This window comes from Marinobacter sp. MDS2 (assembly GCF_030718085.1).
Taxonomy (GTDB): Bacteria; Pseudomonadota; Gammaproteobacteria; order Pseudomonadales; family Oleiphilaceae; genus Marinobacter.
Genome location: NZ_JAVAJF010000001.1, coordinates 1,946,656 through 1,967,881, shown reverse-complemented (window position 1 = coordinate 1,967,881; position 21,226 = coordinate 1,946,656). Strand labels below are relative to the sequence as shown.

General features: G+C 56.1%; 21 protein-coding genes. 9 read left to right on the top strand and 12 right to left on the bottom strand.

Translation table 11 applies throughout. The features are described from left to right. The first annotated feature begins 121 nt into the window (after positions 1–121). Both Q9245_RS09235 and Q9245_RS09230 read left to right on the top strand, forming a co-directional pair. Complete coding sequence (locus tag Q9245_RS09235; protein ID WP_305896852.1) at positions 122–670, top strand: murein L,D-transpeptidase family protein; 549 nt, start codon at positions 122–124, stop codon at positions 668–670. Positions 671–884: 214 nt separating this feature from the next. Beyond that, positions 885–1,166: an Lpp/OprI family alanine-zipper lipoprotein gene (locus Q9245_RS09230; protein WP_199005464.1), complete on the top strand. Its 282-nt coding sequence runs from the start codon at positions 885–887 to the stop codon at positions 1,164–1,166. A 49-nt stretch (positions 1,167–1,215) separates the two neighbouring features. Here Q9245_RS09230 and Q9245_RS09225 read toward each other — a convergent pair whose 3' ends face one another. The 4 genes from Q9245_RS09225 to Q9245_RS09210 all read right to left on the bottom strand — a co-directional run bounded on the left by Q9245_RS09225 (position 1,216) and on the right by Q9245_RS09210 (position 5,710). Next, the gene (locus tag Q9245_RS09225; protein ID WP_305896851.1) at positions 1,216–2,274 is read right to left on the bottom strand and encodes a L,D-transpeptidase family protein; all 1,059 of its coding nucleotides are present in this window, start codon (positions 2,272–2,274) and stop codon (positions 1,216–1,218) included. 190 nt (positions 2,275–2,464) lie between these two features. Continuing rightward, complete coding sequence (locus tag Q9245_RS09220; protein ID WP_305896850.1) at positions 2,465–3,856, bottom strand: DHA2 family efflux MFS transporter permease subunit; 1,392 nt, start codon at positions 3,854–3,856, stop codon at positions 2,465–2,467. 3 nt (positions 3,857–3,859) lie between these two features. Further along, positions 3,860–4,285: a MarR family transcriptional regulator gene (locus Q9245_RS09215; RefSeq protein WP_305896849.1), complete on the bottom strand. Its 426-nt coding sequence runs from the start codon at positions 4,283–4,285 to the stop codon at positions 3,860–3,862. Between the two features lie 141 nt (positions 4,286–4,426). After that, positions 4,427–5,710 carry an MFS transporter gene (locus tag Q9245_RS09210; RefSeq protein ID WP_305896848.1) on the bottom strand — a complete coding sequence of 428 codons (1,284 nt, stop codon included), beginning with the start codon at positions 5,708–5,710 and terminating at the stop codon, positions 4,427–4,429. A 242-nt stretch (positions 5,711–5,952) separates the two neighbouring features. On the opposite strand from Q9245_RS09210, the gene Q9245_RS09205 reads away from it, so the two are divergent. The 4 genes from Q9245_RS09205 (at position 5,953) to Q9245_RS09190 (ending at position 10,798) form a co-directional block, all read left to right on the top strand. Then, positions 5,953–6,852 (top strand): YafY family protein, encoded by a 900-nt coding sequence (locus Q9245_RS09205; RefSeq protein ID WP_305896847.1) that lies wholly within the window; start codon positions 5,953–5,955, stop codon positions 6,850–6,852. 12 nt (positions 6,853–6,864) lie between these two features. Next, on the top strand, positions 6,865–8,616 hold the full coding sequence (locus Q9245_RS09200) for an ExeM/NucH family extracellular endonuclease (RefSeq protein ID WP_305896846.1): 1,752 nt from the start codon (positions 6,865–6,867) through the stop codon (positions 8,614–8,616). A gap of 113 nt (positions 8,617–8,729) precedes the next feature. Further along, positions 8,730–9,626: an alpha/beta fold hydrolase gene (locus tag Q9245_RS09195; RefSeq protein WP_305896845.1), complete on the top strand. Its 897-nt coding sequence runs from the start codon at positions 8,730–8,732 to the stop codon at positions 9,624–9,626. A 164-nt stretch (positions 9,627–9,790) separates the two neighbouring features. Next, positions 9,791–10,798, top strand: a complete 1,008-nt coding sequence (locus Q9245_RS09190) for an AraC family transcriptional regulator (RefSeq protein ID WP_305896844.1) — start codon at positions 9,791–9,793, stop codon at positions 10,796–10,798. A gap of 10 nt (positions 10,799–10,808) precedes the next feature. Here Q9245_RS09190 and queE read toward each other — a convergent pair whose 3' ends face one another. Both queE and queC read right to left on the bottom strand, forming a co-directional pair. Next, a complete protein-coding gene (gene queE, locus Q9245_RS09185) occupies positions 10,809–11,468 on the bottom strand; it encodes a 7-carboxy-7-deazaguanine synthase (protein WP_305896843.1) in 660 nt (219 codons plus the stop codon). After that, positions 11,468–12,133 (bottom strand): 7-cyano-7-deazaguanine synthase QueC, encoded by a 666-nt coding sequence (gene queC, locus Q9245_RS09180; protein ID WP_305896842.1) that lies wholly within the window; start codon positions 12,131–12,133, stop codon positions 11,468–11,470. Before queC ends, queE begins: the two co-directional genes overlap by 1 nt. 118 nt (positions 12,134–12,251) lie before the next feature. On the opposite strand from queC, the gene Q9245_RS09175 reads away from it, so the two are divergent. Next, on the top strand, positions 12,252–12,794 hold the full coding sequence (locus Q9245_RS09175; RefSeq protein WP_305896841.1) for a hypothetical protein: 543 nt from the start codon (positions 12,252–12,254) through the stop codon (positions 12,792–12,794). On the opposite strand, the gene Q9245_RS09170 is transcribed toward Q9245_RS09175, so the two are convergent. Beyond that, complete coding sequence (locus Q9245_RS09170) at positions 12,763–13,014, bottom strand: hypothetical protein (RefSeq protein ID WP_305896840.1); 252 nt, start codon at positions 13,012–13,014, stop codon at positions 12,763–12,765. The genes Q9245_RS09175 and Q9245_RS09170 overlap by 32 nt on opposite strands. A gap of 541 nt (positions 13,015–13,555) precedes the next feature. On the opposite strand from Q9245_RS09170, the gene Q9245_RS09165 reads away from it, so the two are divergent. After that, complete coding sequence (locus Q9245_RS09165; RefSeq protein ID WP_305896839.1) at positions 13,556–13,828, top strand: hypothetical protein; 273 nt, start codon at positions 13,556–13,558, stop codon at positions 13,826–13,828. 28 nt (positions 13,829–13,856) lie between these two features. Here the strand turns inward: Q9245_RS09165 and Q9245_RS09160 are convergent, their stop codons facing one another. Genes Q9245_RS09160 through Q9245_RS09150 form a run of 3 tightly spaced genes read right to left on the bottom strand, consistent with a single transcriptional unit; the run spans position 13,857 to position 18,346 of the window. Beyond that, on the bottom strand, positions 13,857–14,270 hold the full coding sequence (locus Q9245_RS09160) for a response regulator (protein ID WP_305896838.1): 414 nt from the start codon (positions 14,268–14,270) through the stop codon (positions 13,857–13,859). Positions 14,271–14,297: 27 nt separating this feature from the next. Then, positions 14,298–14,855 (bottom strand): hypothetical protein, encoded by a 558-nt coding sequence (locus Q9245_RS09155; RefSeq protein ID WP_305896837.1) that lies wholly within the window; start codon positions 14,853–14,855, stop codon positions 14,298–14,300. Beyond that, the gene (locus tag Q9245_RS09150; RefSeq protein WP_305897197.1) at positions 14,852–18,346 is read right to left on the bottom strand and encodes a 7TM diverse intracellular signaling domain-containing protein; all 3,495 of its coding nucleotides are present in this window, start codon (positions 18,344–18,346) and stop codon (positions 14,852–14,854) included. Before Q9245_RS09150 ends, Q9245_RS09155 begins: the two co-directional genes overlap by 4 nt. Positions 18,347–18,489: 143 nt before the next feature. Here Q9245_RS09150 and Q9245_RS09145 point away from each other — a divergent pair, with 143 nt between their 5' ends. Then, the gene (locus Q9245_RS09145) at positions 18,490–19,590 is read left to right on the top strand and encodes a hypothetical protein (protein WP_305896836.1); all 1,101 of its coding nucleotides are present in this window, start codon (positions 18,490–18,492) and stop codon (positions 19,588–19,590) included. A 3-nt stretch (positions 19,591–19,593) separates the two neighbouring features. Here Q9245_RS09145 and Q9245_RS09140 read toward each other — a convergent pair whose 3' ends face one another. Both Q9245_RS09140 and Q9245_RS09135 read right to left on the bottom strand, forming a co-directional pair. Further along, positions 19,594–19,821, bottom strand: a complete 228-nt coding sequence (locus tag Q9245_RS09140; protein ID WP_305896835.1) for a hypothetical protein — start codon at positions 19,819–19,821, stop codon at positions 19,594–19,596. A 101-nt stretch (positions 19,822–19,922) separates the two neighbouring features. After that, positions 19,923–21,209: a serine hydrolase gene (locus tag Q9245_RS09135; RefSeq protein ID WP_305896834.1), complete on the bottom strand. Its 1,287-nt coding sequence runs from the start codon at positions 21,207–21,209 to the stop codon at positions 19,923–19,925. Between the last annotated feature and the right edge of the window lie 17 nt (positions 21,210–21,226).

The window sequence follows — 21,226 nt, the reverse complement described above, 5'->3', positions numbered from 1 at the left end:
GGAAACTGTGCCGGGGTACGTAAAGCCAACAAATGTAACAAAACCCTCTTACCGCTACCCCCGCACCCTATGCTATAAACTCCATGTACAAAATTTAACGTTCTGGCGATAGTGCGGCTTTATGATTTTTCGATTCCTCCTGACAGCTCTGTTCCTTTTCCTGCCAGGCTTGGTAGCAGCCACCGAGTTACTGGCCCGGGCCGATGAACGAATGATCATGCCGGAACCCCAAGCCACCCATTCGTTCGACATTACCGAGGTGCTGGTCAAGAAAAGCGAGCGCCGCCTGTTCCTGCTGAGCGGTTCCGAAAAGGTTAAGAGTTACCGGATCTCCCTGGGTGACAACCCCGTTGGCCACAAGCTTTACGAAGGCGACGAACGCACCCCCGAAGGCAGCTATCTCCTTGATTGGCGCAACGCCAACAGCGATTTCTACAAATCGATTCACATCTCATATCCCAGTCCGGAAGATCGGGAAGCGGCTGAAGCCTGGGGCCTGAAGCCTGGAGGGAGCATCATGATTCATGGCTTACCCAACGACGCTGGCGACCTGGCATTCGCCTTTACCGGCCTGGACTGGACCAACGGCTGCATTGCCGTCACCAATGAAGAAATTGACGAAATCTGGGAGCTGGTTGACGACGGCACCCCGATCCGGATTTTGCCTTAAACACCGCAATCGATGATTAACGCCATGACATCAGTGCATTACGTTGTTGTCATGAGCTATGGAAATTTCCCTATACGCAGTTAACATTTTCTTCCAGAGTGTTTTACACTGTTTAACGACTCCGGTAGTCATTGCCTACTGGCTTGACTGACAGGAAGTCGTCCGACTGACTTCCGGGTCTCAGGAAATAAAACGACCAATAAGGGGATTTACCATGCGTAAACTGACGATCGCTGGGTTTGCAATGGCCACTGCTCTGACTGCAGGTTGTGCCACAACTGATCAAGCTGCTATCGACGAAGCCAATGCAACTGCAAGCTCCGCCGAGCAAACTGCTAACAACGCTCTGAACACCGCGAACAGCGCTTCCAAGTCTGCTCGCACCGCTCAGCAGACTGCTGAAGAAGCTCTGGCTGCTGCCCGTGCTGCTCAGAAGTCCGCTAACGAAGCGAACGAGCGCGCCAAGCGCATGCTGCAGCGTGCTAGCCAGAAGTAAGGCTAACGTTTAGCATGAAAAAGGCCGGTTAAACCGGCCTTTTTTTGTGTCAGAAATACAGGGTTTGCCCGGATGCCGATTTCTCTTCGGGCTTCGTTTTCTCCGAGTTCTCATCGGCAGCCACTTGCGTCAGCTTCTCACCGATCATTCGAGGAATGCCATCCGCCTGATCAACCGCAACCTCGATAGCCATTCGTTTGACCTGAGTATCCGGATGCTGTTTCTGGAATGCCTCAACTTTGGCCATGGTTTCCCGCCATAGCGCTTCACGATCCTCCGCCGTGTAATCTTCACGAGGACGATGCACTTCCAGCCAGACTTCCCCCGCCGAGACGCCAACCTTCACCGGTTCACGAATCACCTGCACGGGCGTGCCCTTGGATACCTGATAGGCGAAACGTGAAATGTCTTCGTTGTACATGCGGAAACAGCCGTGGCTGACCGCCATTCCAACACCAAACTGCTTGTTGGTGCCGTGAATCAGGTAACCTTTTTCGCTGAGCATCAGGGCATGTGTGCCCAAGGGATTGTCCGGTCCCGGTGGAATCATCCGCGGCAGGTAATCTCCCGACGCCTCATACTCCGCCCGGATACTTGCCGGGGGATACCAGGCTGGCGACTCCAGCGGCATGGTAACCTTGGCGTTGGTCAGTGGAGACGGATTATCCTCCGTACCCACACCCACCGGATACACCTGCACACCGTTCTCGGTGAAGTAGTAGAGACGGTATTCCGCCAGATTGATTACGATGCCCTTACGATTGGAATCCGGCAGCACATACATTCTCGGCAAAGTGATCTGGGTACCTTCACCCGGTAACCATGGATCGACGCCCGGATTCGCTTTCACCAGCTCAAGATACCCCAGAGCCAGCTCATTGCCGATACCGGCAAAAGTGTCTTCGTAAGCCGTGGTGAACACCTGAAGGTCACCGGCCAGATCGCCATTCACGGAAAAGGTCGGTACTCGGGGTGAACGATCGGGCTTGGCATCACTGGCGACTTTGTTGGCGCCCGCAGGCGATGCCGCGCCCGCTTCAGCCGCATACGCTGCGGGTGCCCACAGAGCCAGGCTCAGCAACAGGGAAAAAAGAAATTTCAACTGCATAACACTCCACATCGGTTCAAAGCCGGTTGGTAAGACTGACCGGCACTCGGCTTCAGAGTTCATTCTGGATCGCCGGGCCGCGTTCTCGTGTTCCAAGAGCAACCCATTATATCGGCATCGCTGGCCGCCAACACCAAGGGGCCGTGAACAATCGCGGGTATCTTGCCTTTTCGTAACGCTGAAACGCGGACTAAACGCGCATTTTCCATATCGGTATGGCCGCCAGAGCGACGAATACCGCGACCAGCCACCAGGCAGATTCGAATGCCTGCAGCGTAGGCACGCCGTTCTGGTGATCACCAAACTCGATGGTCAGGGCCACCACGTTAACCCCCAACGCGCCGCCAAGCTGACGGGCGAAGTTGATGCTACTGGAACCTGCCCCCATAAGCTCCGGCGGCAACGGATTCAAGGCACCCATGGAGAGCGCCGGCAACATAAAGCCTATTCCGACTCGGCCAAGTACCGCCCAAAACGCCAACCAGCCAAAGCCGGCAAACTGCCCTGTCGAGGCAAACAACACCGCCGAAAGCGCAAACATTCCAATGCCAAACAGCACCAGACTGCGTGCACTCTGCTTATCCGCCAGCCGGCCGGAGAGCGGGAAGATCAGGCCGAGAACGACACCGGCCGGCAGCATCAGCAACCCCGCTTCAGTGGCCGAAAACCCGAGCGTGGTCTGCACAAAAAGGGGAATCAGGTAAGTAGAGCCAAAGAGCGCGAGCCCCAGGGCCATAGCGCCAATAGTGGCGTACAGGAACACCGGTTGGCGTAACAGCGCAAGATTCACCAACGGGTGTTTGATCGTTCGCTCTCGCCTGATGAAGGTTGTCAGCAGCAGCGAGATCAGCAGAGCCTGCAAAATCAGCTGGAGTTCATGGCCGTCGAGCGCCTGCAACCGTGTCAGGGTATCCAGGCTCAAACCGACGATCGCACCCAGCATCACCAAACCCGGCCAATCAAAGGTGTAGCGGGCAGGGCGTGACACCGGAACCGGCAGAAACCGCCAGGCCATCAAGACACCAATCAAGGTAACCGGGGCAGGGGCGTACATGACATAACGCCAGTTGAACTGATCCACAAGAAAACCGCCAAGTACCGGCCCCAGGGCAGGCGCCAGAATGACGCCCATGCCGTAGACCCCCATGGCCTGGCCACGCCGATCAACAGGAAATATTCTGAAGACAAGGTACATGCCCATTGGCTGCATCAGCCCAGCCATGGCACCCTGACCCACCCGCGCAGAAATCAACTGGGCCGGCGTTTGGGCAAAGCCACCGGCAATGGAAATCACCGCAAACAGGGCCATGGCAGTGGCAAGGGTTTTACGAACGCCGAAACGGTCAAGCAACCAGGCAGACGCCAGCATGGTGGTGGTCATTGCCGCAATGAAACCGGTCGCTAGCCAGTGGACGGTGCCTTGGCGCAGCCCAAACTCCAGCATAATGTCGTGCAGCGCGACGTTGACAACAGTCGCGCTGAGCACGGTCGCCATCGTGCCAAGCACAACGGTGGCAACAGCCAACCAACGCCAACGCTCACCGTAGCGGGCTTCCAGCCCCGCAACCGTATTATCAGCCAAGTCTTATTTCTGCTTTTCAGCGTTTTCCATAATTTTATGGAAAACGGCCAGTGCGCTCTCGATTTCCTTATCGGAAATTCCTTCGAGCATTTCTTCACGCAGTTCTGTTGCCCGTCCGGACAACTCGTCCATGAAGTTCAAACCGTCTTCCGTGAGGTGCAACCTGCGGGCGCGACGATCTTTCGGGCAGGCACGGCGCTCGATCAGGCCCTGCTGTTCCAAACTGTCCAGCAGCCGAACCAGAGTCGGGTTTTCAATCGCCATCAGACTGGCTAATTCGCGCTGGGTCAGGCCTTCGCCGCCTTGCTGAAGGTACACCATGGTGCTCCAGCGGGCCTGTGTCACGCCCAGATCTTTCAGTCGTTCGTCCAGCATTTTGCGCCAGCGGCGAGTAACACGGGCAACCGCAAACGGGAATTGATCTCTCACAACGTTAACTCCTCAGTGACTTTGCGCCTGCCAACAGATAGGACAAGACGCTAACGGTACATTAATTCTACCAATAGTAAGCTACTGGTTGAGACGAGGAAAGATTGAAATGCGAAATCAAACCCAAAATGCACCAAAACCCTAATGGGCCCGGCGCATCTCTTCCTGCATCGCCTCGGCTTCCGGAGACTCGCAGAACTCCTCGTTGCGCGGGTCGATTTCCGAAAGTACCGCGGAAGCTTCCGGCATGGCGGGTACAAAGTGCTCCTGCTCCGCCACCGGAACGTCATCGGTCTGCGTGATCCGGTAACGGGTGATTACCGCCAGAACGAGTAAAAATCCCGCGTTACCGTAAAACAACCCGGAAGGGCCCAACAGGTGAACCAGTTCGGCCATGACAATCGGCCCCACCACGCTGCCAATACCATAGCTGAGCAAGAGAGTTGCGCTGGCCGCGACGATACGGTTGCTGTCCATCCGGTCGTTGGTAATCGCTACGGCAATGGGGTACAGAGTGGCCGACAAGCCGGTAAACAGGCCCACCAGAACGGTCAGCAGCCATAAGCGCTCTGCGCCGGTGACCGCAACAGCAATCGCTGCGGAACCGGCCAGCAACGAAACCCAAAACATAACCCGCCGGCGATCGAACAAATCGCAGATGCGCCCCATGGGCCAGGCCAACAACATGGCCGCGACGATCGCCGAGGCCATAAACGTGGAGGTCTTTCCGACATCCAGCCCCACCAATGTCGCGTACACCGGCCCCAACGCGTAAAAGCCGCCGATCAGCACCCCGCTCACCAAGGCCCCCGCGACACCCGAAAACGACTCCCGGGCTAGCTTGAACACCGACATCCGGTTGGTGTGCTCTATGGTGGGCGCTTCCATTCGGGTCATCGACAATGGAATGACCGCCAGGGTGAGCAGAATTGCAGCCAGCGTAAATGGCAGAAAATCGGTCGGATTGCCCACGTTCACCACCAACTGGCCGCCGGCGGCGGACAGATAGAAAATGATCTGATATACCGCAAACAACGAACCGCGATTGGTATTGGTGGCCCGGCTGGAAAACCAGCTTTCAATGACCACCAGCACACCGGCAACACTGAAGCCCGAAAGCACACGCAGTGCCGCCCAGAAAAATGCAGACACCACCATGGGATACATCAATGCCGCAACCGCCGCCAAGGCAGCGAACACCGCAAAGGCCCGGATATGACCCACACGGCCAATAATCTTGTGCACGTACAGGGTGCCCACGACAAAGCCCACGGAATAGCACACCAGCACCCAGCCGATGACATCCGGCGAAACCTCTTCGATACTCAGACGTATACCCAACAGCGTCATTAAAAACGCGTTGCCACTGATCAGAAACACAATGCTCAACAGCAATGCGGACAGAGAAGCTACCATTCGGGTCATGACAGACTCCGCATCATCGAAAAGGTGGGCATGCTCAGGAGTAGAATAGCAGTATTATTCCGGGGCGATTGAGCGGCATTTAATCAGGCTATGGGATGGCAGAAACTAGGGAGAAGCCGAGACTTGTATTACACTGGGCCTGATTTGACATTGTTTTACATTAATGGGCCGTAACAGACCCCTAAACCCTTAACGGGTAAGATAAATAAGAAGCTATTTACTGAAATTGTGAGCGCCTGGTTATGAAGAAAACGGATTGGCCCATTCGTTGGGATCTCTTGCTTCGCTATCGACTCATCGAAACCGTTGCACTGTGGGAAGGACGCCTGACCACCAACCATATCTGCCACAGTTTCGGCATTGGTCGCCAACAGGCTTCGAAGGACATCAATACCTACCTGAGAGAGGTGGCACCGGGCAACCTGGTTTACGATCGTCATCTCAAAGGCTACGTGCCATCCGACAAATTCAAACCCGTGGTCACCCATGGCAAAGTCTCAGAATATCAGGATCTGCTTGGCCAGCAGCAAAACCTCAATGATTCGCTGGCCGAACTTGAACTGGGTATGCCGGGCAATACGGTGATTGCCGGGCCGGGCCGTTACGTTGCGCCGAAAACCATGCGCGCAGTGGTCGCCGCCACCCGCTACAAACGCCAGTTAAAGGCCAGCTACGTTTCTCTCAGCCGCCCCGAAGCCGTTGAAAGCATACTCGAGCCCCACTCGTTGGTGTGCGCGGGCAGCAACTGGCATGTTCGCGCCTGGTGCAGTTCCAATCGGGAGTTCCGCGACTTCGCACTAAGCCGCTTTCAGGACACCCCGGAAGCACTGCGTCAGAAAGCCCGCTTTACCGCCCTGCAGGATGAAGACTGGCAGCGCCAGGTCACCCTCGATATCGCACCCGATCAACGTCTGACCGACGCTCAGCAACAAATCGTAGCGCGAGACTACGGCATGAAAAATGGCAGCTTGAAGGTCGAGACCCGCGCCGCACTGGCGCCCTACGTGCTGTCTCAGCTCGGCATTACCTTCGACCGCGACCACCCGGATCCTCTGGTGCAACAACTGGAGCTGATCAACCCTGACCAGCTCGGCTTTGGAAGCAAACGGGAACAGGCTCTTAAAGCGGTGGCCGGTCTTTAACCGTCGGGCCTTGTGATCAGACCTTTTCTCGCGGTTTTCATCGCTGTCGTCGGGCTGTTTTTTTGGACGGCCAGCCCGACAGCGCCCGCAGCACAAAAGTGCGGATCGCCCGCCACGGCTATCCATCAGATCCAGGGGTCCGGCTCCCATTCCCCGCTCGCCGGTCAAACCGTCTCGATCGAAGGTATCGTAACCTACACCTCGGGCCACCGAGACGGTTTTAACGGTTTCTACCTTCAGCAAGCGGATACCGAAACCGATAACGATCCGACCACATCGGAAGCGTTGTTCGTTTATACCCGCCGCAAAACCAGCCCCGGCCAGCGCCTTCGACTGACCGGCGTCGTCAAGGAATTCCATGACCTGACCGAACTGGTCAACGTCAGCCAGCTCACGGTTTGCGGCCGAGAGCCAGTTCCCAAGCCCATTGATATTACACTGCCGTGGCCACAACCTCCGGAAAGCCTCGAGAACATGCGCGTGTCGTTCGGTACTCCGTTAACCGTCATCGAGCATCACAATCTGGCACGGTATGGGGAACTGACGCTGGCCAGCGAAGACCAGATCATGCCGACCGAATATCTGACACCCGGCGTTCATGCCGTGCAGCAAAAGCTCCGGAACCTTGAGCATCGCGTTCTTCTGGACGACGGAAAGAGCACCCTCAACCCAACTCCGGTGCCATGGCTTGAGCTGGGCGAGAACAACACCGTACGGGCCGGCGATCAGGTCGCAGGGCTCATAGGCATCTTGGATTACCGCTTTGGCCAGTGGCGCGTTCAACCCGACCGCAAGCCGGGACTTTCCAGGCCTGCACCTCGGCCCGACGCTCCGCAGAAAACGGCTGTAGATGTTGTACGGATCATGGCTCTGAATCTGCAAAACTACTTCAATGGCGACGGTGAGAATGGCGGTTTTCCAACCCCCAGAGGCGCCAAAAACCCGAACGCCCATAACCACCAACTGCGCCGCCTGACCACAGCTATCTCACTGGCCACCCCCGATATTGTGGCCGTCACGGAACTGGAAAACGACGGCTATGGCCCACAAAGCTCTTTGGTCCAGCTCACTCGTGCGCTCGGTCCGGCCTGGCGCTTCATCAAAACGCCCGACCGGGACGGCACCGATGCCATTCGCACCGCTTTGCTGTTCCGCAACGATCGGGTCCGGCCTGAAGGTCGGGCGCTGCGCCTGAACAAAGACATTTACCAACATCGTGGCCGCCCCCCGCTGGCACAAACCTTCACCCCCATGGCGGGCGGTAAATCCTTCCGGGTGGTGGTGCCTCACCTGAAATCCAAGTCCTGCCGCAACGCACACGGACCGGATTCCGATCAGCGCGACGGCCAAGGCTGCTTCAGCGCCTACCGCACCCATGAGGCACAGGCCATCACCCGTTGGCTTGCCGACTTATCCACTACCGAAAATCTGGCTGGAACCCTCATCACCGGCGATCTCAACAGCTATGCCCAGGAAACGCCGGTCGATACTTTTCGCAGAGCGGGCTTCACCAGCCTGGTGCATCACGCACACCCTTGCCGGCCCGGCGACTGCCGGTACCACAGCTATCGCTATCGGGGCGAGAAGGGCTCGCTCGACTATGCATTAGCCAATCAAGCCCTGATGGCCCACGTCGTGTCTGCCTACATCTGGAACATCAATGCAGATGAACCCCGAGCGCTGGACTACCAGAGCGCGCCCGACCGTGAAGGCCCGTGGCGGGCTTCCGACCACAACCCGGTGATCACCGATTTTCGGCTCTGATGCTCGTTTACCGGGTGGCTGTGACGCCCGCATCGCCAGGCGTCGCAGCAATAGCCCCCACCACTCCAATCGTTAAACTGACGTTCAATACATCTTGATCAGGTGAGCTTGCCATGAAACTTCCAACTCCCGACATTTGGCCTTTGGCACGCACCGGCCAGCGTTGGCTGCTGCGAGCGAAACGCCGGGAAACCTCGGTGGACGGTCATCGGATGGTGTATCTGGAGCGCGGCAAGGCCGGGCCGGGCACACCGACACTGGTGCTGCTTCATGGCTTTGCCTCTATGAAAGAAAACTGGGCCTTCTGGATGCAGCTTTTGCCTGCGCACTGGCATTTGTTGGTCCCGGATCTACCGGGCCTCGGCGAAAGCGAATACCGCCCCGAGGCCAATTACGGCTACGAGAGCCAGGCCGAGCGTCTTGGTCAGTGGCTGGCCGACTACAGCAGCAACAATTTGCACATTGCAGGGAGCTCCATGGGTGGCGCGATTGCCGCACTGCTGGCACATCAACTGGCAGCACCGCCCCGAACGGTCACTCTGCTCAACAGCGCGGGCATTCCGGAGTCTCCCGGAATGGAGCACCTTGCGCCGGTACGCCCCACCACAGATTCAGTGCTGATCCCGAGCGACTGGACCGGCGTGTATCGAATGTTCAACAGCGTAGGTAATGGCAAACCCAGCATCCCCGGCCTCGCCATGACCGGCTTGTTAGGCCCCGACCTGATGAAGCGGCGACATTCATTGCAGCATATTTTTAACGACATGGTTGCAGATCCGATGGCACCCACCCGATATCTTGGCAAGCAGGCCTTACCTCTGCAGGTACAGTGGGGCGATAGAGATACGATCACCCCGACCCGCTGCGTTGACTGGTTCAAAAAAACTACTCCTGACGCCGACATACACGTGTTTCGCGGTGTCGGACATCTGCCCATGATCGAGAATCCGAAGCGCTCCGCAGCGGTGCTGACCGGCTTCGTAGAACGCCACCACAATCAGGTCGACTAGTTCCGTTATTGTCCCGAATTGGCCTCTTCAGCTAATTGACCCGTCATCCAAGTCATGTGACTAAGGCAACTAAAGCGCCATAATCCCAGCCACTCACATAACAATAACTGCCACTATCGAGGAAACTCATGGGCGTCTCAGTTTCTAACACACAGGATCTGGGCATGCCGGCCATCTATCTCCACACTCTGGCCGAGCTGCTCCACACTATTGGAGTGGATGAAAGGGACTTGATTCAGCGCGTCGGGCTGGACCCAACGCGACTGAAATCCACCGACCTCAGAGTCAGCGAGTCTCAGGCTGCAGAATTCGTCACTCGAGCCATCGTTGAAAGTGGCGAGCCAGGGTTGGGCATATTGCTAGCGCGAGAGCTTGAGTTGCCGTTGCATGGCGCGTTAGGTACCGCGATCATGAGCAGCCGCACCCTTGAAGAAGCCCTTGAGTTAATGACGCGTTATCTGACGCTTCGGGTACCCCACCTGAAAGTTAAAAAGCACACGACTGGGTCCAGCGTCTGGTATGCGGTCAATTGCGAAACCCAGCTCGGCTCAATTCTCGGTTTTATTCTGGATGCCGTTTTGTTCGGTTGCGTCTCAATGGGAGCACAGCTTCTGGGTACCACATTACCGGGCCTGCGAATTGTGCGACGAGGCCCTGAACCGAGTCATTTCCACAGGTTTCGGCGCATGATCGGCGTGCCCGTTGAATTCGGTGCGACCGAAGACGCGCTGGTGGTGCCCGCCAGCCATCTCGGCCACCCAACCCGGTTCAGCAATCAGCATCTGGCTGAGACGTCACGAGAGGAATGCGAGCAAGCTCTGCAGGAACTCGAAGAAGTTGCCGGAGTGGCCAGCAAAGTGCGCCGGGTTATCGAAGCCAGCCACCCGTTCCCGCCTAAACTGGCACGTGCCGCCAGCACGCTTTTCGTCTCGGAACGCACACTGAAACGGCGCCTTCAAGAAGAAGGGGCGAGCTTTCAGAACCTGGTGGATGAAGTTCGCCTGGAACGCGCGCAGGACTTGCTGGAGAACACCACCATGAACCTGACCCAGATTGCCGATGCTCTGGGTTATGCTGATGCGGCGAATTTTACCCGCGCCTTCAAACGTTGGACCGGTAACAGCCCGAGCCAATACCGAATCGCAAACTCGAATCTGGCGAAGCAGGCCTGATCCACGCCAATCAATCGATGCCGATGATCTTGTGCATCTGCAAGGTCAAACGCCACTGGGGATTGGCCAGGCAATAATCCGTGGCTTTACGGGTATTGCTCTGTTTGACCGCATCCTCGGCCTGCTCGGGAATCGAAGGCGAAGCCATTGGCGACAAAAAGTAATGGTCCGCCCGGATAGCCTCCACAAACCGCTCTGGCATGGCCAGCGGTTGTGGGTACACCAGCTTCAGTTCATTGCACTCGGTAATCACCACCTCGGCATCGGCCTTGGGGCTAACACACAACCAGTCAATGCCTGCGGGGGCAGGAAGGGTGCCGTTGGTTTCGACGCCCACTTCAAACCCTGCGGCATGGAAGGCCGCAATCAACGCGGCATCCAGTTGCAATAACGGCTCCCCGCCGGTGCACACCACGTAAGGTCTGCCCAACCCTTCGGGCCAAAGAGACTGAATATGGCCCGCCAGCGCTTCTGCCGTTTTAAACACGCCACCGTTCTGGCCGTCGGTCCCGACAAAATCCGTATCGCAAAAATTACACACCGCATTGGCACGATCGCGCTCACGGCCATTCCACAAGTTGCACTTGCTGAACCGGCAAAACACCGCGGCACGCCCCGCCTGAGCCCCCTCGCCCTGCAAGGTGTAGAACGCTTCTTTAACCCGGTACATCAAGTCCTACCTTCATAAGCTATAGGATCTTCGATGCCGTGGGCGGCGAACGCTTCGAGCCGTTCAACACAGGAACCGCAGCGGCCGCAGGCCTTCTCGCGGCCGTTATAACAGGTCCAGGTCTGGCTGTAGTCAAGCCCCAGTTTCAGGCCTTCGGCCAGAATCTCGCCTTTGTCCAGCGTCATAAACGGCGCTTTTACCGAAACCGGTTCGTAGTTGGCTACCCGGCATACGGCGTCCATTTTCTCGACAAACTCGGGACGGCAATCGGGATAGATGGCATGATCGCCTCCGTGAGCGCCATACCAAACTGCTTGCGCATTCACCGTCACCGCATAACCGGTCGCCAGCGACAGCAGAATCATATTTCGATTGGGGACGACGGTGGCTTTCATGTTGTCTTCTTCGTAATGACCTTCCGGCACCTCTGCATCCGAGGTCAAGGCCGAACCTGACATCACCTCGCTCATGGCCCGAATGTCGATCACCTTATGGGAAATGCCCTCGGCTTCGCACACGGCCCGCGCAGCGTCCAACTCACGCACATGGCGTTGACCATAATTGAACGACACGGCGTGCACCTTGTGCCCTTGAGCGCGCGCAAGATGAAGCAGGGTAAAGGAGTCCATGCCTCCGGAATAAATAACAACAACTGTGTCAGTCATGGAGCGATCACCGGGATAAATGAGGAATTGTCATCGAGGTTATACATAGCGCGGATACATTGTAACAGCGCTGGCGCCTCTTGGGTTCGCACGGGAGAAAGATCAGGAGTAAACTGAGATGAAAATCGACAACAATCAGCGCCTATTCATGACCGTTACCACGAAACCGGCATTTATCGATTTCGAAGCCTCCAGTCTGGACCTGATCGCGGGTTATCCAATCGAGGTGGGTGTGTGCCTGGCGGATGGCTCGCAGCACAGCTGGCTGATAGATCCGCATAAATCCTGGCACGACTGGTCGTCCCGGGCCGAGGCGATTCACGGCATCAGCCGACAGGAGCTGGAACAACATGGCGAGCCCGTCTTGCACATCGCGGAACGGCTCAACGCGATACTGCCGGAGCAGGTTTTCTGCGATGCCTGGACTTTCGACAGTTTCTGGCTGCATCGGCTATTTCGGGCGGCGGGCATTTCGCCCGCCTTCCAGCTGGAATCCGTTTCCATGCTGCTTAACCCCGAACAAGTCCAGCAATGGCCGGCCATGCGCCAGCAAGTAATCGAGGAGCTGGGCTTACCGGTTCACCGGGCTTCCAACGATGCCTTGATCCTTCACCGGACTTGGCAGCGAATTATTTGCTCAAGTGAAGTCGAAGCGCGATAACTTCCAGACCTTTGCGCGCAGTGTGCAGAGTCCAGAATGTCGCGATGGCCATCAAGCCTGCGCCAACCATGGTAAAGGTCAGGTTTTCGCCAACCGATTGCCCCTGAGCCATCAATAAGTAAACGGCAACAGCAACAACCAATGCAATTTCCACGATAAAATCAGACACAAATTTCTTAACGGCGCGTGCGCGGTCTTCGGGCATTTTTTTAGGTTTCAACCTCTTCGTTCGTTACAGTTAGACGATCTTTAGTGTGCAAATTATCGCCAATTTGGAACATTTAAGCTGTACGAACTAGTGGCTACGAACTAACCGAGATGACGTTTTTCAGGCAAAAAAAAGCGCAGCCATAAAGACTGCGCCAGAAAGGAGAGATCCAATCGACACCTGGGCAGGTGTCGCGGATTACACAACGTAAAAACACGTGACGCTGCGAATAATAAGGCTGTGACCTATACCTGTCTGTACGCGTTTGCCGAATAGCACAGCCTATTGCAAACGCTGTAATTGGCTATACACTGAGAACCGAACCGAATTTAAAGAGCTGATATGACCATCATGCGTTTCCAACACAGTATTTCCACAGTCGCAGGTTGCCCGGTAGGGCAGGCTCAGCGTGTCATGGTGAAAGACATCTAACGGCTTTCGGTCAAGTCCCGGGAGCCAATGCAGCGACCGGGGCAGCTTCTCTGCCAGACCCCGGTTGCTTCAGGCTCCGGGGTTTTCTGTTGTTGCAGCAGCAAAAGGCAAGGAGAAGACAATGAAAAGACAATCAGTGAGGTGGGCCGCTAACCAGCCAATCAGCAACCGCAATGCCCCGGTCAAAAGACCAGAGAAGCTGCCGCTACTCGATGCCATTTGTAAAAAGCTGAATCAGCGCGTCAATCTCGACGATGAACAGCGCGTGCTGGGTGTGTACGAACGAGGCTGGATTTTTAACGGAGTGTTGAGCAACCTCGACGGCGCCGAGGCTCGTTACGTCAGAGCACTGGCAACCCGCTACAATTCGTGGATTGCCCGCCAGGTGGCGTAATTCAAAGCCAAACAATTGGCTGAACCGGTCAATGGCGCCGGTTCAGCCCTTCAATAACGGCCATATCGCCACCATGCACCATGGCAAAATTGTTGACCACATCGTGTATCTTTTCCTGCGAGTACGGTTTGACAACGTAACCGTTTGCGCCCGCACTGATGGCCCGCTGAATACTCTCAATTGAGTCGTCTGCAGTCACCAACACAATGTGCTGCTCCTTTCTCTCCGCTTTGAACGCCGTCATCAATTCATGGCCGTTGCCATCCGGTAAGCCCAGATCCAACAACACAATGTGAAACTGGCTGGCATCAAACGCTGCTCGGGCCGAGGCCGCATTGGCACACTCTATCACCTCGGTAGCACCCGCTTTATGCAGCATGGTGACCAGTCGCTCCCGCATTAGCGAGTCGTCTTCAACCACCAAAACCCTAAGATCGTTCATTCAAACATCTCCTGCATTATTCCGCACTCAATAGCCATCGCTCTCGGTTCGTCGCGGCAAGTCCAGCGGCGGCTGTCTCGAGCTTTCCCGCTGCTGAGTATTGGCATCCGCATAACGACGCTCTGCATCGTCTGCTATTGGCTCAGCCTGCCCCATATGAACCAGGACATTCGCGATGCTAACGGCAGTAGAGTAGAGCGATATCGCTACTATCAGGAGAACCGGCTGCACAAAAGCGACAAAGCGCGGTACATCTGCACTGGCTGTCATGCTCAGCAATAATATGATCGCTGGCCCCATAACCGAAAACAAAGTCAAAGCGATAAAGAACACTATACGCTCTTTATAGCGTCCCAGGTCCTGATTCGTGACAAGCCCGAGGACAAATTTCCCAATTGCCAGCCCGGCCAGAATAGCGGCGGCGATGCTCAGGTCAGGCTGCATCAGGGTTTCGTAGAGATTTCCGTCCCAAAGCCGTTGCATGGCGATCACCAGAAACGGAAACAGAACGAACAGAATATCGGCGTAGGTGCCATACATCATACTTAACGAATGCTGTTCCTGACGGTGTCGGTTATCGGTCATGAGTTCATTCCTGTGTCATTACGGTTGCCGTGAGTGGAGCCTGACAAAGCCCGGGCTATCATGTCATTAAGTTTTTCGAGACCCGCGCGAATGCGCTGCCAATCGGGCGCATCGCTTTTGGCGAGCTGTTCCAATACCGCGGCCTGTTCTGTCAACAACGGATAGCCCATGGCGCCCGCAGTGCCTTTCAGTTGGTGGCTTTCGGATTGCAGGCGATCAAGGTCCTTATCAACCAGCGCCTCGTTCATGCTCTGCCGCCGCTCTGCGAGACCTGCCAGAAAGCGCGACGCTAAATGCTCTAGGCCTTCATCCTCCGAAGCCGGCGATTCCAAGGCCAAGTACCGATCCAGCAACGTCTGCAGGTGCATATCGTCAACGGGCTTGTTCAGAACCCCATCACAACCTGCGTGCACCAGCGCATCGTTTTCCGATTGCGTGCCATCGGTAAAAGCAATGATCGGTCGCCGGAAACCGGTTTGGCGCAGGAGCCGGGTAGCCTCAATACCGCCCATGCCCGCCACGTGCTCGTCCATCAGCACCAAGTGTACGGAATCCGCAAGCGCGGTGCGCACGGCTTCCTCGGCGGTGTCAACCAGCACGGGCTCCACACCGCTGCGCCGCAGCGCTCTCTCGACCATACGGCGGTTATTATCATTTTCTTCCGCGACCAGCACGCGTCCCCGGTACTCGGTTACCGCAGTGTCGTTCGAGGCCGGGCCGCGCTGCAGATAATGCGCAAGGGTTTGGTAAAATTGCTGTTTGTCGATCGGTTTGGCCAAATGGCCGTTGCAGCCGGCCGCGCGATACTCGGCTAGATCCTCGGTCATCACATTCGCTGTCAACGCGATAACGGGGGTGTTGATACCCGCCTCACGCAGCGCAAGAGTCGCATCACGGCCATTCATCACTGGCATCTGAATGTCCATCAGTATCAGGTCGAACGTTTCTTTGGTGACTTTCTCGAGCGCTTCGGCACCATTCGTTACATGCACCAGATCAGCCCCGGTTCGGCCCACCAGCAAAGACACCAACCCCCGGTTCAGTTCGTTGTCTTCCGCACACAAGATACGACCGGTCAGCGATGGCGCCTCCACCATCGGCATGGATCTGCGTCGCTCGATAAATTCCGACGCATCTCCCAAAAACCGCACATTGTCGAGCGACCCGGTACTGATTGTCACCTCAAACTCACTGCCTTCTCCGTAACGACTCGTTGCCCGAATACTGCCGCCCAGCAACTCGGCCAAACGGCGTGAAATGCTCAGGCCCAGCCCGGTACCACCATACTGCCGAGAAATGGCGCTGCTGCCCTGTGCGAACGGATCGAACAACCGGTCAATTTGCTCCGGCTTCATACCGATACCGGTGTCGAGCACCCGGGCCAGCAGGATCTCGCGCCCGGGATCACATCGGACACTCAGGGAAATCGAACCTTTTTCGGTGAATTTGAGGGCATTTCCGCACAAATTTATAATTATTTGTCGAAAGCGAGTGGGGTCGGTATGGATGATTTCTGGTAGTGGGTATTCGCAAACGATATTGAAATCCAGGCCCTTCTCGACCGCTTTCGAGTCGAAAAAGGCCCGTATTTCCTCAAGCATTTCGGGTAGGTTAACCGGTACCACATCAACATCGAGCTTATTGGCATCAATTTTCGAGTGGTCCAGAATGTCATTCACCAACTCGAGCAAATGTCGGCCACTTCGCACCACGGTTTCAGCACTGCTGCGTTTTTGCCGGTCACTCAAATCGGCATCCAGCAGCGTCTCCCCGTACCCGATAATAGCGGCGAGCGGCGTTCGGATTTCATGGCTCATATTGGCCAGGAACTGGCTTTTCGCCTGTGCAGAATTACGGGCCAACTCTTTCTCGAGCCGCTCATGCTCTCTCTCTCGCTCGATCTGAAGCCGCTGCTGACTCTCTGTTGCGTCAATACAGGTGCCCTCCAGATGCATCGGTACACCTTCATCGTCGTAGACAGTGTGCAACGAGATGGTTGCCCACCGTTCCTCGCCCGTCCGAGTCACGTAACGTGCGCCCACGCCTTTGATGGTGCCCTTGCTTTCCAGTTGCTGCACAACCAGGTGACGCAGCTGTTCATCGCCGATACACGCCTCCAGCACGTCCGGATTGGCCTGCAGCAGCTCTTGGTTACTGCGGTAACCCAATAGCTCCGCCATAGCAGGATTGGCGGTAATGAAACGGCGGTTCGGGGACATCTGGAACACGCCTTCATTGACGTTATCGAATAAAGATTGATACCGCCGGAGATTGGCCAGCGCTTTCTGACTCCAGGACAACGCTTCGCCTTGCACCAGTTTTATGCGATCAGCCAACGCAAACGATAACAAGATAACCTGTGCGGTCAGTCCGATCTGAGGTGAAAAGCTGGTAAACGTGTTCAGCGGGAAGAAACCAATCAACGTCAGACCATAAAGCCCAAACCCTGCCGAAGCCGCCGCCCAAGCAAAAAAATGCGCTCGCGCAGCCGGGTTAAAGTAACGCCACGACAGAAAACTCACCCCAACCACTGTGCAGATCACCAGAATGGTGCCCACTACGATCCATTCCATGGTCACGGAATAGGGCATGAACATCGCCATGACAAACGTCGCCACAACGCCGTAAAGAGCGACCACCAACACTCTGTCCAGACCGGGCGACCTTTCCCGGGTTTCCAGCAACGACCGGGCAAACAACAGCCCGAAAAACCAGGTGAGTATCACATGAAAAGGAAGATACTCTTTACTCAGCAGCGCCGGTCTGCGGTCAAATATCTGCATTCCGTGAACCTGCTCCGTGGTGGAAAAGAGCACCGCCGAGACCAGATAGAACAGGTAGTAGATGTTGCTGCGTTCGCGCACGGAGACCGCAACAAACAGGTTGTATGCAAGGATCGCGAGAATGCCGCCCAACAGGATTCCGCGAACAGCTTCATCCACCGACAGCTTGGCGATATAACTGTCACGAGGTGAAAGCGTGATCGGCAACCGGAAGGTATTGGTATTGGTTACTCGCAAAAAAAGGGTGGTGGGAATGTCAGGCTGAAACACCAGGCGGAACGTTGGGTTCGGAACCGCCAGATCCCGCTCTTCCCAGTTATCGTAATAGCCCGCACGCCGGGTCTGCACAACGCGCCCCTTCTGCACAAAATACAGGCGTACGTCATCGACCAGCGGCAAAGCCAATTCCAGAATCCAGTCCACGGGGCCTGACAGATCCCGCGTGTTTATCTCCATCTTCAACCAATACGCGGACTCGGTGTAGCCGAAATTCAATACACCTTCGTCATGACGGTTGAATTGTCCGGGGGGCAAAGCAAGCACCTGATCAAATGTCAGGCTTTGCTCCGGGTCCTCAAGGTAAGCCAGGCAGCCATTAAGATCGCGGATAGCTTCCGTGCCATCACCCAGTGACAGAACGCCATTACGGCAGCCTGCCTGCGCAAAAGACAGGGAAGGAAAGGCAAAAACAGCCAAAAACAGAAACATCAGGAAGACCCGAACCCGGGTATCGCCAAACCGTTGCTGCAAAATGTGATCTCCGAGCGGGCAGCTGTCTGCTTTATGGTTTATTGTCAGCAGTCATCACTTTAGCTGTTCGCATTGGTTTTCGCACCCTGAGGTCACCTGAAATGAGATCTGCTTTTCTCTATGCCACGCTATCCATAGCGGTCACCACGCTTTCGGGCTGCGAGTCAGGCAACTCAGGCTCGTCGGCGCTGAACCCCGCCAGCAATGTCGATCTCACCTTTTCAACGTTTGATCTGGCCGGCACACCTCTGGCACCGGATACCCTCAAGCACACGCTGTTCAGCGATTACTATCCGGGTATAGAGCCCACCGGAGCCGACGGCACCGAGCAAAATCGCGAAACGGCCAACAACATCCGGCGCCACATCGATATCTTCATTGGCGCCACGCCCGCCGAGGATGGTGCAAGTTACACCAAGGTACGCAATCCCCTGGATTTGATGAACCAGATCATCAGTGTGGGCAACGTGCGCAACTTCGACGACGGGCGCCAGTACATCAGCGAGCGCATCGGTCAAAGCACCGCAGGCACTTACAACTCACGCAGCGCCGGTGCCAGCATCCGTTTCACTGACCAGGCGGCCACCAAAGCCCAGCGCGCGCTCAACCACCGCGAGTGGCGCTACCAAACGCTGGACTGGCGCTATGTGCCGAAAACGGAAACTGAAAGCAGCCTGGATGAAAAGGTCTACCGCACCATCCAATACATCGCTCGCAGCGTCGATGCTGCTCAGCAAGATCAACAGCCGGAATTGCTTAGCCTGCTTGCCGGAGCGCGCTTTGGCGCACCGGAGTTCAGGGCCACCGGTTACAACCAGCCGGAACTGGCCACCGCCGATTTCGTCAGTCGCAATCACGGTGGTATCGAGTTACGTCAGGAATTCATCGGAGAAGAAGAGAAAGACACGCTGTTCATTAAAAACAGTCCGCAGCCAGTCATCGATTACAGCGGCCACGGGGTCATGCTGGACAACGACAACCCGGATTGCCAGCGAGTCGAGTTGAATTACGCCAGAAGCCAGGTGCAGATTTACACCTCGAATGACGAGCCCGCCAGAATAAAAGACCCGGAAGCGAATCCGGATGACTATGAACATTCAGAGGATGTGCCAACCGTTGCCAACCCGGACTACTGCGTTAACCAGAGTGAAGATCGGGCAAAAGTCGTTTGGAATACGGTGCCTACCGCTAACCGGCAGTAGACATTACATGTCCCAGTTCTGCAAAAAGCCTCGCTTGCGCTCGATCATTCGTTCATAGGCTGAAATCATAATCTCGGCGTGCGGGGCTTGCGTCAGCCTCAGAGCTTGGATCCGGCGTTCCAGCTTGCGGACCTCATCGCACACTTGCTGACGCACATGCGAACGGACACTGTCGTAATGCCCCAACTCAACGCGAGAGGCATCGGGAACAGGTATGTTTGATCGGTTCATACAGCGGCACCTCATCCATTGAGATTATTGGCGATCCTAAACTTGATTGCCATTTTGCCAAACTGTCGGACAAAGCACAATAAAATGATAAACGCTTCACTTTATGCGGGTGTCAGTCTTCTTTCCTTCTCCGGCAGTATCGGGAATTGCTGGGTTACCGTATACACAAACCGGACGAGTGCCGGGATGTGATGGCCCACGATAGGGAACCCGGTGTTGAGAAGGCTGACCGAAATGTCTCGTGCCGAATCCGCCCAGCACATTTTGTTGATCAGCCCGATATGACCAAATGCATGGCGGCTTTGCGGCCCCCAAAGGCCAACCGGGTTGCCCCCCAACATCATGCCCGCGCTGAATCGCATCGGTACCAACATGGTCCGGTCCAGCTGAAGGGAACCGAACTGCTGGATAGCTCGGCGAACGGTCTGCTCGCTACAAATACGCTTGCCTTGCCAGATCCCGCCATCCAGCATCATCTGGAAAAACCGGTTCATTTCCTCGGCAGTACCGCACAGGTTACCCGCCGGGATAACCGCCTCCTGGAAACGCGGATCATTGGTGACCCCTTCGACGGTTTTAATATCACCGCCAAGGGCCCGATTCACCACCCACGACACAGGGAATCGAGGCGTTGGTCCCGTGGCATAGTTCGACGCCAGCTCATGCAGATGCTCCGGTGCGACACCATAGGTGAACCATTTCATCCCCATGGGCTTGCGCAGATACTTGTCCAGATAATTTTCGATGGTGTCGCCGGTCACCTTCTCCAGCACACGCTGCAGCACAAAGCCACCGGTAATCGCATGATAAGCCACTTTCGCGCCATCCACCTCGACCGGCTTAGCCTCACACAGCAAGCGCCACACCTCATCGCGATCCCAGAGCACGTCGATGGGGGTCTCTTTGGCGATCGCAGGAATGCCGCCACGGTGAGACAAGATCTGATGCACGGTGATCGTGCGCTTTCCGTTCTTGGCAAACTCCGGGCAATAGTACGACACCGGGTCCATAAGATTGACCAGACCTTGCTCGGCCAGCATGTGGATTAACAACGCCGTCACGGCTTTGGACGCTGAAAAATAGCAAATCGGAGTTTCCGTCGTCATCGGAATTTTCGGCGTGCTCGAGTGATCACTCGGCCCGTTGCCGTGAACATGACCGATCGATCGATGCAGCACCTGCTCGCCACGGTACCTCAATGACAGCTGCACACCCGGATGCACCCCGGTACGGTACAGTGACTCGACACTCTGCCAAATCGACTCCACCGCACCTTGAGATAAATTCACACGCTCTGGGTGCTCACCCGCACTGTCGCGAAAGGTAATCGGGGAGAGGTCTTGGGGAACCTCACAGGTGTGCAGGGCACGGCGAGCGAGTGAATGCATAACAAGCGCCTTAATTA

Excerpts from the sequence above, each read along its gene's own strand:
- Q9245_RS09235 (WP_305896852.1), top strand. The coding sequence starts at position 122 with ATGATTTTTCGATTCCTCCTGACAGCTCTGTTCCTTTTCCTGCCAGGC.
- Q9245_RS09230 (WP_199005464.1), top strand. The coding sequence starts at position 885 with ATGCGTAAACTGACGATCGCTGGGTTTGCAATGGCCACTGCTCTGACT.
- Q9245_RS09225 (WP_305896851.1), bottom strand. The coding sequence starts at position 2,274 with ATGCAGTTGAAATTTCTTTTTTCCCTGTTGCTGAGCCTGGCTCTGTGG.
- Q9245_RS09210 (WP_305896848.1), bottom strand. The coding sequence starts at position 5,710 with ATGACCCGAATGGTAGCTTCTCTGTCCGCATTGCTGTTGAGCATTGTG.
- Q9245_RS09205 (WP_305896847.1), top strand. The coding sequence starts at position 5,953 with ATGAAGAAAACGGATTGGCCCATTCGTTGGGATCTCTTGCTTCGCTAT.
- Q9245_RS09195 (WP_305896845.1), top strand. The coding sequence starts at position 8,730 with ATGAAACTTCCAACTCCCGACATTTGGCCTTTGGCACGCACCGGCCAG.
- Q9245_RS09190 (WP_305896844.1), top strand. The coding sequence starts at position 9,791 with ATGCCGGCCATCTATCTCCACACTCTGGCCGAGCTGCTCCACACTATT.
- queE (WP_305896843.1), bottom strand. The coding sequence starts at position 11,468 with ATGTACCGGGTTAAAGAAGCGTTCTACACCTTGCAGGGCGAGGGGGCT.
- queC (WP_305896842.1), bottom strand. The coding sequence starts at position 12,133 with ATGACTGACACAGTTGTTGTTATTTATTCCGGAGGCATGGACTCCTTT.
- Q9245_RS09175 (WP_305896841.1), top strand. The coding sequence starts at position 12,252 with ATGAAAATCGACAACAATCAGCGCCTATTCATGACCGTTACCACGAAA.
- Q9245_RS09165 (WP_305896839.1), top strand. The coding sequence starts at position 13,556 with ATGAAAAGACAATCAGTGAGGTGGGCCGCTAACCAGCCAATCAGCAAC.
- Q9245_RS09160 (WP_305896838.1), bottom strand. The coding sequence starts at position 14,270 with ATGAACGATCTTAGGGTTTTGGTGGTTGAAGACGACTCGCTAATGCGG.
- Q9245_RS09155 (WP_305896837.1), bottom strand. The coding sequence starts at position 14,855 with ATGACCGATAACCGACACCGTCAGGAACAGCATTCGTTAAGTATGATG.
- Q9245_RS09150 (WP_305897197.1), bottom strand. The coding sequence starts at position 18,346 with ATGTTTCTGTTTTTGGCTGTTTTTGCCTTTCCTTCCCTGTCTTTTGCG.
- Q9245_RS09145 (WP_305896836.1), top strand. The coding sequence starts at position 18,490 with ATGAGATCTGCTTTTCTCTATGCCACGCTATCCATAGCGGTCACCACG.
- Q9245_RS09140 (WP_305896835.1), bottom strand. The coding sequence starts at position 19,821 with ATGAACCGATCAAACATACCTGTTCCCGATGCCTCTCGCGTTGAGTTG.
- Q9245_RS09135 (WP_305896834.1), bottom strand. The coding sequence starts at position 21,209 with ATGCATTCACTCGCTCGCCGTGCCCTGCACACCTGTGAGGTTCCCCAA.